The organism is Mesorhizobium denitrificans (assembly GCF_003403035.1).
In the GTDB taxonomy this organism is placed as follows: Bacteria; Pseudomonadota; Alphaproteobacteria; order Rhizobiales; family Rhizobiaceae; genus Mesorhizobium_G; species Mesorhizobium_G denitrificans.
The window spans coordinates 92,871-102,945 of the sequence record NZ_QURN01000016.1 but is presented as its reverse complement, the minus strand read 5'-3'; the positions used below and the strand labels follow the sequence as shown (position 1 = coordinate 102,945).

Here is a 10,075-nt window from a genome sequence, read left to right as displayed (position 1 = left end):
CCGCCGCTCACCGCTTTGGGGAAAGGTTCACATGGCTCAATTCTCAGTGGAAATTAGACGCCTACCCGGCTCACTTCTGGGTGGAAATCAACAACGTCGCTCCAGATCGTCGCCCAGAAGCGAGGAGCGCCGTACGAGCCGACAGCCACGACGCCACGCAGCGATGGAGGTAGAAACGACTGATGAAGGTTGACCGGCATCTCTGCGCTCACGTGTACGATGAACTCGCACACTCTGATCGAGCACGAGGAAAAACAACGGACAAACGACCTTTTTCACAGCATTCAAACTGCGTCTAAAAAGTCATTTCGCCGCCAAAAGCAACACTTCCCAAATGACCGCGCCGTTCCATAATCTATCTTATGCGACTGGCATATATGTATTGAGACACGACTATTCCCGATCACCGCACGCTTGCTCAGCAAGATTGCCGTCCCGATCTCCGCTTTATTCTTGGCGCCCTGCCGTTTCGCGATCCTGCTGATAACGACGCTTGATGGGAAATTCCGGCAACCATGCTTCTCGCCGAATGATCCATAGTTCGTAGGTTGGCGTGAATTGATTGGTGTCATCCAGCGAACCTAGATTGATCTCAATCTCGCCATCGCTGCGCGAAAATACGGACGAGCCGCAACGCGGACAGAAATGCCGTCCTTTATAGTCGCGCGTTTCGCCTTCTATGGTCACTGCCGTTTCGGGAAATATCGCTGATGCGTGAAAGAGCGCGCCATGATGTTTGCGGCAATCAAGGCAGTGGCAAACACCGACGCGATAAGGCTTTCCGGTCGCTACGAATCTGACATCGCCACAAAGGCAGCCGCCCGCGAAACGAGCCATGCTGCGCCTCCTTATTTTCCACTTCGCTCGGCGCGCAGCTTGGCCCAATATTCGAGACGCTTTTTAATTTCGCGCTCGAAACCACGATCTGGCGGATCGTAGAATTTCTGACGTCCCATGCGCTCCGGGAAATAGTCCTGTCCGGAAAATGCATCCGGCTGGTCGTGGTCGTAGAGGTAGCCCTTTCCATAGGCTTCCTGCTGCATCAGTTTGGTCGGCGCGTTCAAAATATGCTTTGGCGGCAGCAGCGAACCATGCTCTTTGGCCGCCCGCATAGCGCTCTTAAATGCTGTATAGACTGCGTTGGATTTTGGCGCAGTCGCCAGATAAACGCAGGCATTGGCGAAGGCCAACTCTCCTTCGGGCGAGCCGAGATAATCATAGGCGTCCTTGGCTGCATTCGCGACAATCAGCGCCTGCGGATCGGCAAGGCCAATATCTTCAATCGCCATTCGCACAAGCCTGCGGCCAAGATAAAGCGGGTCTTCTCCCGCATCGAACATCCGCGCCAGATAGTACAACGCAGCGTCGGGGTCCGAGCCGCGCACAGATTTATGCAGCGCGGAAATCAGGTTGTAATGCCCGTCCTGGCCCTTGTCATAAATAGGCGCGCGTCGTTGAACTATTTCCTGTAACACATTGGCATCGAACACTTCTTTTGGCTTTGCCGCACGCCACACCTCTTCCGCCAGCGTCAGCGATGCGCGTCCGTCGCCATCTGCCATACGCACAAGCACCGCCCTTGCCTCATCGTCCAGCGGCAGCCTCTTGCCTTCCGTTGCTTCGGCGCGCTCCAGCAATTTCCCGATGCTGTCCTCATCCAGCGTGTGAAACGTAAGCACGCGCGCCCGCGACAACAGAGCGGCGTTGAGTTCAAAGGATGGATTTTCTGTTGTCGCGCCCACCAGAATAACGGTGCCGTCTTCCATAACGGGCAAAAAGGAATCCTGCTGCGCCCGGTTGAAGCGATGAATCTCATCCACGAACAGCAGCGTCTGGCGAGCATTTGCGCGCCGCAGTCGCGCCGCCTCGAACACTTTCTTGAGGTCAGCCACGCCGGAAAAAATCGCGGAAATCTGTTCGAATGCCAGACCCGTCTCACCAGCCAGCAGTCGCGCAACCGTGGTTTTGCCGGTTCCGGGCGGCCCCCAGAAAATCATTGATCCGAGCGAACCGGACCGGATCATGCGCGTCAGAACGCCCTCTTCCCCGGTCAAATGCTCCTGTCCCACCACCTCACCCAGCGATTGCGGCCGAAGACGATCCGCGAGCGGCCTGCCCGGCGGCTCAGCCTGTTCGCGGTCGGTGTTGAACAGATCGGGCATAGATCAATATCGAAGGGTCTGGCGCAATATGCGCCCGCCGCGCTCAATGGTGAAGCGCCACCAGCGCGTTTTCTCCGAGGTCGCTTGCGTCAGGTCAGTTGGCGCTTCAATTGCCGTGCCATTCACCTCGCGAACAATATCGCCCGGTCGGATGCCCACACTTGCCGCCGGTGAGTTGCGGTCGAGGTCAACCACCACAACCCCTTTCACTTCGGTCGGGATGCGGATCTTTGACGCCAACCGTGGTGTCAACGTGGCGACGCTTACGCCTGCAAATGGACTGTCACCGGCAATCGCGACCGTTTTGTCGCCAGCGTCTTCCGGCTCCTTTTCCAGTGTCGCGGAAACTTCCTGCTTGGCTCCCTGCCGCAGCAGCGTGAGCTTAACCGAAGCGCCGATCATCTGCGTTGCGAGGCGATATCCAAGCGCGTCCACATGTTCAATCAGCGCGTCGTTTAGCGCCAGAACAACATCACCGGGTTTCAGTCCGGCCTTGTCCGCAGGGCCGCCCTGCTCCACCTTGGAAACAAGCGCGCCGGATGGCGTTTCCATGCCAAGCGCTTCCGCGATCTGCGCCGTCACCGGCTCGAAGGTTGCGCCGATATAGGGCCGCGCGAAGGTCTGCGCGCCGCTCATCGCTGCCTGCATCACCGCGCGCACCATGTTCGATGGAATCGCGAATCCGATGCCGATGGAGCCGCCGCTGCGGCTGAAAATCGCTGTATTTATACCTACGAGCTGGCCGGACATGTTGATAAGCGCGCCGCCGGAATTCCCCGGATTGATCGCCGCATCGGTCTGGATAAAGAACCCGAAATCAGACACGCCGATATGCGAGCGCGCCAGCGCCGAAATAATCCCGCTTGTTGTTGTTTGCCCCACGCCAAACGGGTTGCCTATCGCCAGAACGAGGTCGCCCACCTCCAGCGCATCCGAATCGCCGAGGTTAAGCGATGGAAATGGCGTCGGCGCGTCGATTTTCAGAACAGCCAGATCGACTTCTTCGACCTTGAGCAACACCTTGCTTTCAAATTCGCGGCCGTCAGGTGTCGCAACCTTGATCTCGTCCGCGTCACGAATAACGTGATAATTCGTAATCACATAGCCGCGAGGATCGACCAGAACGCCGGAGCCCAGCGAGGAACGGGCGCGAGGCGGAGCTTCCTGCCGCCCGAAAAAGCGCTCGAAAAACGGATCGCCCATGAATGGCGATTGCTGCGGCTCAACCTGTTTCGATGCATATACGTTGACCACCGCTGGCGCGGTCTGCTTGACCAACGGCGCGAAAGAGAGCTCCATCTCGCCCCGGCCAAAAGGTGTGCGCTTGTCTGCCTTCGGTCCCGCTGTTTCGCTGCCGAAAAGCTTGTCCAGAACGCCCTGCCCGTTTTTGGATTGCGCCTGCACACTGCCAATAGCCGCGGTCAGCAGCACCACGAGGCTCAACGAAATCAGGCGTATGCCACGCATGGCGAATCCTCCAAAGAAGGGGCCATTCTTATCAGGAAATGTGAAATTGAAAGGCCGAACAAAACCTGACCTGCGGGCCCTGTGCCGCAGGCGCGAGCAATTCGCGCAATTCTTCGCGAGCGTCAGTCGTCGCGATAGACTTTTTCGCGCTTTTCGTGGCGTTCCTGCGCTTCGATGGACAGCGTCGCAATCGGCCTTGCATCGAGACGCTTGAGCGAAATCGGCTCGCCCGTTTCCTCGCAATAACCGTAGGTGCCGTCATCGATACGCTGCAGCGCCGAATCGATCTTTGAGATCAATTTGCGCTGGCGATCCCGCGCCCGCAGCTCGATTGCCCGGTCTGTTTCAGACGAGGCCCGGTCCGCAAGGTCGGGATGGTTTGCGTTTTCCTGCTGAAGAATTTCAAGCGTTTCGCGCGCTTCGCGCAGTATGTCATTTTTCCAGGCTATCAACTTCGCCCTGAAGTACGACTTCTGTCGTTCGTTCATAAAGGGCTCATCTTCAGACGGAACGTAGTTCACATCAACGAGATCGTTCATTCGACTCAATCCCACACACCCGCAATTTCGGGGCCTATATAGGCAGGTGATGGGCCCTGCACAAGCGCAAACGTTACTGGCTAAGGCAGACGTTTAACGCAGAGTTGACTTCAACATCGCCGAAAGTCGAATGCATGTCGTCGCAGGTTGCGCGTAGCGAGCGCCGACGCTAAAGCATGGTCAAATCAATGTGATGCGGGGCTCGGTCCTGACCTCTGTGAGTACCCTCTACCTTCTGCGGCACGCAAAAGCGGGCTGGGCTTTGCCTGGCGTGCGCGATTTTGATCGCCCACTGGACGAGATCGGCCAGCGCGATTCCGAAGAAATGGGCCAGCTTATGGCCCTCAACGGCTATATACCTGACCTGACCTTGTGTTCCGGGGCTTTGCGCGCGCGGCAAACCCTTGCGGGCATCGCTGCAAAGACTGACACGGGCAAGGTGATTTTCTCCGATACGCTCTACATGACCGACGCTGCGGGCTATCTCGATCTGATTCGCGAACAGGTGAACGCGTCGAGCCTGCTTGTCATCGGTCACAATCCAATGATGGAAGACCTTGCGCTTGCGATTTCCGGTGATGGCGACGAGCAGGCCGCTGCCGCGCTGAACTTCGGTTTTTCCACAGCCGCGCTGGCTATCATCAGCTTTAAGGGGCGTTTAGCAGATGCTGCCTTGGGCAAGGGGCGGCTGGAAGCCTACATTACTCCCGGCGATTGAAGCGACTGGTTGAGCGCGCCCTTCGTTCCTATATGGTCCTCGCAGCATCATCGAGGAAGCGTAGTTGGCCTCTCTCACAAGCCTCACTGACGAAGCACTCATTGCGCTTGATACGCTTGGCGAGCGCGCATCCGGCCTTTTTTCTCCGTCGCTGCGGCTGGGCGTCACAGGTCTCTCGCGCGCCGGCAAAACCGTTTTTATCTCCTCGCTTGTCCACAACATCGTGCATGGCGGCCGCCTGCCCCTGTTTGAAGCTCAGAAAACCGGCCGCATTTCGCGCGCCCGCCTGGAGGAGCAGCCGGACGATGCCGTGCCCCGTTTTCAGTATGAGGACCATATCGACGCGCTGGTTCGCGAGCGCATCTGGCCGGAATCGACACGCGCGATTTCCGAAATGCGCCTCACCATCGAATATGAATCTGCTTCCGGCTGGAACCGCCTGTTTTCCGCTGGTAAACTGTCGGTCGACATAATCGATTATCCCGGCGAGTGGCTGCTGGATCTGCCGCTTTCGGGCAAAACCTATCAGGAATTTTCCGCCGAGGCGTTCGAGATGGCTCAATCGCCGGAGCGCGCCGATCTTTCTGCGGCGTGGCGCGACCTTTCCGCGAAGGTCGATCCAAACGCTGCTGCCGACGAGATGCAGGCGCGCCAACTTGCGGAAGGCTTCGCCGCTTATCTGAAGGCGTGCAAGGCGGATGACCGTGCCCTTTCCACCCTTCCGCCGGGTCGTTTCCTCATGCCGGGTGATCTCGATGGTTCCCCTGCCCTCACCTTTGCACCGCTGCCGGTCAGCACGGATTCCCGCGCGAAAAGCGGTTCGCTTCACGCCATGATGGAGCGGCGCTACGAAGCTTATAAAACCTATGTAGTGAAGCCGTTTTTCCGTCAGCACATTGCACGGCTTGATCGCCAGATCGTGCTGATCGACGCCTTGCAGGCCATGAATGCTGGCCCCAGCGCCCTGATCGATCTTGAGCGTGCCCTGGCCGAAATTCTGGCCTGTTTCCGACCCGGTCGCGGCAGCATTTTAACGGATCTGTTTGCGCGCCGCATTGACCGCATCCTGATTGCCGCGACGAAGGCTGACCATCTGCACCACGAGAGCCACAATCGACTCCAGCAAGTCGTTCGCCGTGTTGCCGATCAAGCCATCAAACGCGCGGATATTTCCGGTGCGTCAATTGAAGTGCTGGCAATGGCAGCCGTGCGCGCCACCCGCGAGGGTACGGTAAAACAAGGCCGCGAAACGCTCCCGGTCATCATCGGTACGCCGATCAAGGGCGAAACAATCGGCGACGAGACGTTCGACGGCAAGACAGAAACCGCCGTGTTTCCGGGGGATTTGCCCAGCGATATCGACAGCCTGTTCCGCCCGTCGGAAGGCGAAAACATCGAGCCGTTGATACGCTTCGTTCGATTCCGTCCTCCAAAGCTCGAGGTCACGGAAGACGGCGTAAAGTTGTCGCTGCCGCATATCCGCCTTGACCGCGCAATCCAGTATCTCATCGGGGACAGGCTCGCATGACGCGCAAACCCGCTGCTTTTCGTATCGACACGCCGGAGGAGCCGACGCCGGCCCCCACGCGGAAGCCGCGCGCAATCCAGCGCGAAACTGCTGTCGTCGTGCCTGCCGAAATCGACGTGTTCGACGACCGCGCATTGGTTGTGGCTGATCCACCGCTACCCGTCCCCGCAAAGCGCCGCTCATGGCTCGGCACATTGTTTTTCGGCTCGCTCGGGGTGCTCATCAGCCTCGCAATTGGCCTCTGGGCAGACCGCCTAATTCGCGAACTGTTTGCGCGCAACGAATGGCTGGGCTGGGTTGCTGCTGTCGCCGCCGCTCTCGCTTTGCTCGCTGCTGTAACGGTCTTTGCGCGCGAGATGTGGGCGCTCACACGCCTCGCTTCCGTGGAAAGCCTGCGCGTGCAGGCTGAGGCCGCAATTGCGAGCGATGATCCCACTGCCGCGCGGCATGTCGTGGACAAGCTCAGTTCTATCATGGCTGACCGCCCCGAAACCGCCGCTGGCCGCAAGGCGCTGGAAGACCTTCGCAATGACATTGTTGACGGCGCGGATCTGATCCGCCTCGCGGAGACGGAAATCCTCACCGGCCTGGATGAACGCGCCACCACGATGGTGCTGAATGCCGCCAAACGCGTATCGATGGTCACTGCCGTCAGTCCGCGCGCATTGGTGGACGTCGGCTACGTCATATTCGAATCGGGCCGACTCATTCGCCGAATCGCGGAGCTTTACGGTGGCCGTCCCGGCACACTCGGCTTCTTCCGGCTCGCGCGCGGCGTGCTTTCGCATCTCGCCGTCACCGGTTCGATTGCAGTTGGCGACAGCTTTGTGCAGCAGATCGTCGGTCACGGCCTTGCCGCGCGCCTTTCCGCAAAGCTCGGCGAGGGTGTCGTCAACGGCATGATGACCGCGCGAATCGGTCTTGCAGCCATCGATACCGTCCGCCCCCTGCCTTTTGTGGCGCGCAAACGGCCCGGGATCGGTGAGTTTCTCTCCGCCCTCGCCTCTTTCGCGCAGTCCAAACGCGAAGCGCCAGACGCGTAATTTGATCGACCTGATCCGCGCGGAGTGACACTCCATTAACCATTCTTCTTCATGGTTAACGGCAGTTCCAGTCACGCCTTCGTTCGGGGTCACATGTCCTATTCGCAAGCAGTTTTTCGCTCTGCCGCACTTGTTGGCGCCCTAACAGCATCGCTCGTTGCAACCGCCACCGCAGCACCCGCGGGCCCTCGCGACCAGCAATTCTTCGATCGGATCGAGGGCCAGTGGACCGGCCCGGGAGAAGTTATCGCTGGAAAATACAAAGGCACGAAATTCGTCTGCACGCTCGCTGGCGTGTCTCCAAACACAAAGTCCGGCATGTCGCTTGATGGCACCTGTCGCGTCGGCGTCTTTTCCCAAAAAATCTCCGCCGCCGTGGAGCGTCGTGGCCGCAGCTATGCCGGCACCTTTCTGGACGGCTCCAAAGGCAAAGGCATCGACGTCATCGGCGGCAATGTCGTCAACTCCGACAAGATCGTACTTTCGCTGAACCGCAGCCAGCTCAACGGCGCGATGATCGCGCGCTTGAGCGGGGATGATGGCATGGTCGTCACCGTCACCGTTCGCGTTGATGGCAAAATGGTTCCCGTTCTCGGCATGAACCTCAAGCGCACAGACAATATCGCGGTCGGCGCAATCGCATCAGAATAACGCGCCGTGGGCTTGTCCCGCTTGCCGCTCGCGAAGTAACGTTGCTGCGCGGCATGCTTTTTTGCCGCGTCTGACGGGATGGTCTTATGGCGGCAGAGGCAGCAGCGGGCGGTGTAAATCTTGTGCAGGTTGTGGCCTTGCTGGGCGCAGGCGTTATAGCCGTTCCGCTGTTTAAACGTATCGGGCTGGGTTCGATCCTCGGCTATCTGACGGCCGGCCTCATCATAGGCCCGTTTGGCCTCAAAATCTTCTCTGAACCGGAATCGATCCTGCACGTCGCGGAACTTGGCGTGGTCATGTTCCTGTTCATAATCGGTCTGGAAATGCGTCCGTCGCGCCTCTGGGGCCTGCGGCGCGAAATTTTTGGGCTTGGCGTCCTGCAAGTTGGCGTTTGCGCCTTCCTCCTCACTCTTGCGGGCATCGCCGGTGGTTTTCCGGTTCCACAAGCATTCGTCGCTGCGGCAGGTTTTGTGCTCACCTCAACCGCTATCGTCATGCAGGTGCTTGAAGAGAGCGGCGATATTTCCACACCGAAGGGCCAGCGTATCGTCTCGATTTTGCTGCTTGAAGATCTTGCCATCGTGCCGCTGTTGGCGCTCGTCACCTTCCTCGCGCCGATTCCGACTACGGAAGCCGCACCGGATATTTCCGGCAGGCTCGTGGAAGTCGCCATCGGCATCAGCTGCATCGTCGGCATCATCGTGGCTGGCCGCTATTTGCTTAACCCGTTCTTTCGCGTTCTGGCTGATGCTCATGCGCGCGAGATTATGACCGCCGCCGCGCTGCTCGTGGTACTCGGCGCGGCGCTCATCATGCAGCTTGGCGGCTTGTCTATGGCGATGGGTGCGTTTCTCGCAGGCGTGCTGCTTTCTGAGTCGACCTTCCGGCATCAACTCGAAGCCGATATTGAACCATTTCGCGGCATCCTGCTCGGCCTGTTCTTCATGGCGGTCGGCATGTCCCTCGACCTCGCGGTGGTCGTGGGCAACTGGATGCTGATTGCGATCTATGTCGTTGCCTACATGGCGTTGAAGGGCTTTGGCGTTTATTTCGTCGCGAGGCTTTTGAAATCGGGGCATACCGAGGCGCTGGAGCGCGCGGTGGTCATGGCGCAGGGTGGCGAATTCGCCTTCGTGCTTTACGCTGCGGCCAGCGCCGTTGGCATTATCGATAGCGAGGCCAACGCTACACTTACCGCAATCGTCATCATCTCGATGGTGCTCACACCGCTAGCCATGATCGCGCTGCGCCGCCTGCTCCCCACCGCGGAGCTTCCGCTGGATGGCGTGGAGCTTGCCGACAATCTGAACGGAAGCGTTCTGATCATCGGTTTTGGCCGTTTCGGCCAGATTGCGTCACAGCCTTTGTTGCTGCGTGGCGTCGATGTCTCGATCATCGACAATGATGTGGAGATGATTCAGGCTGCCGCTACTTTCGGCTTTAAGATTTATTATGGCGATGGCGCGCGGCTGGACATTCTTCATGCAGCTGGCGCGGGTCGCGCGCGTGCCGTTCTGATCTGCGTGGACAAGGGTGAGGTCGCTGTGCAGATCGCTGAGCGTCTGAAAGAAGAATTCCCGATGGTGCAGGTACTGGCAAGAGCCTACGACCGTGGCGTCGCGCTAAAATTGGTGGAAGTCGGGGTGGATTATCAAATTCGCGAAACGCTGGAATCAGCCCTCGAATTTGGTCAGGAAACGCTCGAAATTCTGGGTGTCGAACCGGAGGAAGCGGCGGAGATCATCGCAGATGTGCGCAAGCGCGATTCCGCGCGCTTTGAAGCCCAGATAACCGGTGGCCTGCAGGCTGGTCGTGGCTACATGAAAGGCAACATGCCCCAGCCGACGCCTACCCCGCTTGCCGAGCCGCGACGTCCAGGCGAGGCCCGCAACCCCGAAGCCGCCGCAGCTCTCGCCGCAAACCGCCCAGCGGAATAGACCGTTCTGCGACCAACTTCACCAGACGCA

The 10,075-nt window shown here is 59.0% G+C and carries 9 protein-coding genes; 5 read left to right on the top strand and 4 right to left on the bottom strand.

Annotated elements, in window-relative coordinates; all coding sequences use genetic code 11:
• Positions 1–447: 447 nt before the first annotated feature.
• The 4 genes from DY251_RS18355 to dksA all read right to left on the bottom strand — a co-directional run bounded on the left by DY251_RS18355 (position 448) and on the right by dksA (position 4,168).
• Positions 448–837 carry a GFA family protein gene (locus tag DY251_RS18355; protein WP_116625358.1) on the bottom strand — a complete coding sequence of 130 codons (390 nt, stop codon included), beginning with the start codon at positions 835–837 and terminating at the stop codon, positions 448–450.
• 11 nt (positions 838–848) lie between these two features.
• Positions 849–2,162 (bottom strand): replication-associated recombination protein A, encoded by a 1,314-nt coding sequence (locus tag DY251_RS18350; protein WP_116625357.1) that lies wholly within the window; start codon positions 2,160–2,162, stop codon positions 849–851.
• Between the two features lie 3 nt (positions 2,163–2,165).
• A complete protein-coding gene (locus DY251_RS18345; RefSeq protein ID WP_116625356.1) occupies positions 2,166–3,629 on the bottom strand; it encodes a DegQ family serine endoprotease in 1,464 nt (487 codons plus the stop codon).
• A 122-nt stretch (positions 3,630–3,751) separates the two neighbouring features.
• Entirely contained in the window at positions 3,752–4,168 is a 417-nt protein-coding gene (dksA, locus tag DY251_RS18340) for an RNA polymerase-binding protein DksA (RefSeq protein ID WP_116625355.1), read from the bottom strand.
• A 217-nt stretch (positions 4,169–4,385) separates the two neighbouring features.
• Between dksA and DY251_RS18335 the strand changes: the two genes are divergently transcribed.
• From DY251_RS18335 to DY251_RS18315, 5 genes are all read left to right on the top strand, one after another.
• Positions 4,386–4,886 carry a SixA phosphatase family protein gene (locus DY251_RS18335; RefSeq protein WP_116625377.1) on the top strand — a complete coding sequence of 167 codons (501 nt, stop codon included), beginning with the start codon at positions 4,386–4,388 and terminating at the stop codon, positions 4,884–4,886.
• A gap of 64 nt (positions 4,887–4,950) precedes the next feature.
• Positions 4,951–6,414: a YcjX family GTP-binding protein gene (locus DY251_RS18330; protein ID WP_116625354.1), complete on the top strand. Its 1,464-nt coding sequence runs from the start codon at positions 4,951–4,953 to the stop codon at positions 6,412–6,414.
• The gene (locus tag DY251_RS18325) at positions 6,411–7,457 is read left to right on the top strand and encodes a YcjF family protein (RefSeq protein WP_116625353.1); all 1,047 of its coding nucleotides are present in this window, start codon (positions 6,411–6,413) and stop codon (positions 7,455–7,457) included. Before DY251_RS18330 ends, DY251_RS18325 begins: the two co-directional genes overlap by 4 nt.
• 93 nt (positions 7,458–7,550) lie before the next feature.
• Positions 7,551–8,108 (top strand): hypothetical protein, encoded by a 558-nt coding sequence (locus DY251_RS18320; protein ID WP_116625352.1) that lies wholly within the window; start codon positions 7,551–7,553, stop codon positions 8,106–8,108.
• Positions 8,109–8,194: 86 nt separating this feature from the next.
• Positions 8,195–10,045 (top strand): monovalent cation:proton antiporter-2 (CPA2) family protein, encoded by a 1,851-nt coding sequence (locus DY251_RS18315; RefSeq protein WP_116625351.1) that lies wholly within the window; start codon positions 8,195–8,197, stop codon positions 10,043–10,045.
• Positions 10,046–10,075 lie beyond the last annotated feature (30 nt).

Bases quoted from the DNA above. Each gene is read 5' to 3' on its own strand.
- DY251_RS18325 (WP_116625353.1), top strand. From the start codon at position 6,411: ATGACGCGCAAACCCGCTGCTTTTCGTATCGACACGCCGGAGGAGCCG.
- DY251_RS18320 (WP_116625352.1), top strand. From the start codon at position 7,551: ATGTCCTATTCGCAAGCAGTTTTTCGCTCTGCCGCACTTGTTGGCGCC.
- DY251_RS18350 (WP_116625357.1), bottom strand. From the start codon at position 2,162: ATGCCCGATCTGTTCAACACCGACCGCGAACAGGCTGAGCCGCCGGGC.
- DY251_RS18355 (WP_116625358.1), bottom strand. From the start codon at position 837: ATGGCTCGTTTCGCGGGCGGCTGCCTTTGTGGCGATGTCAGATTCGTA.
- dksA (WP_116625355.1), bottom strand. From the start codon at position 4,168: ATGAACGATCTCGTTGATGTGAACTACGTTCCGTCTGAAGATGAGCCC.
- DY251_RS18345 (WP_116625356.1), bottom strand. From the start codon at position 3,629: ATGCGTGGCATACGCCTGATTTCGTTGAGCCTCGTGGTGCTGCTGACC.
- DY251_RS18315 (WP_116625351.1), top strand. From the start codon at position 8,195: ATGGCGGCAGAGGCAGCAGCGGGCGGTGTAAATCTTGTGCAGGTTGTG.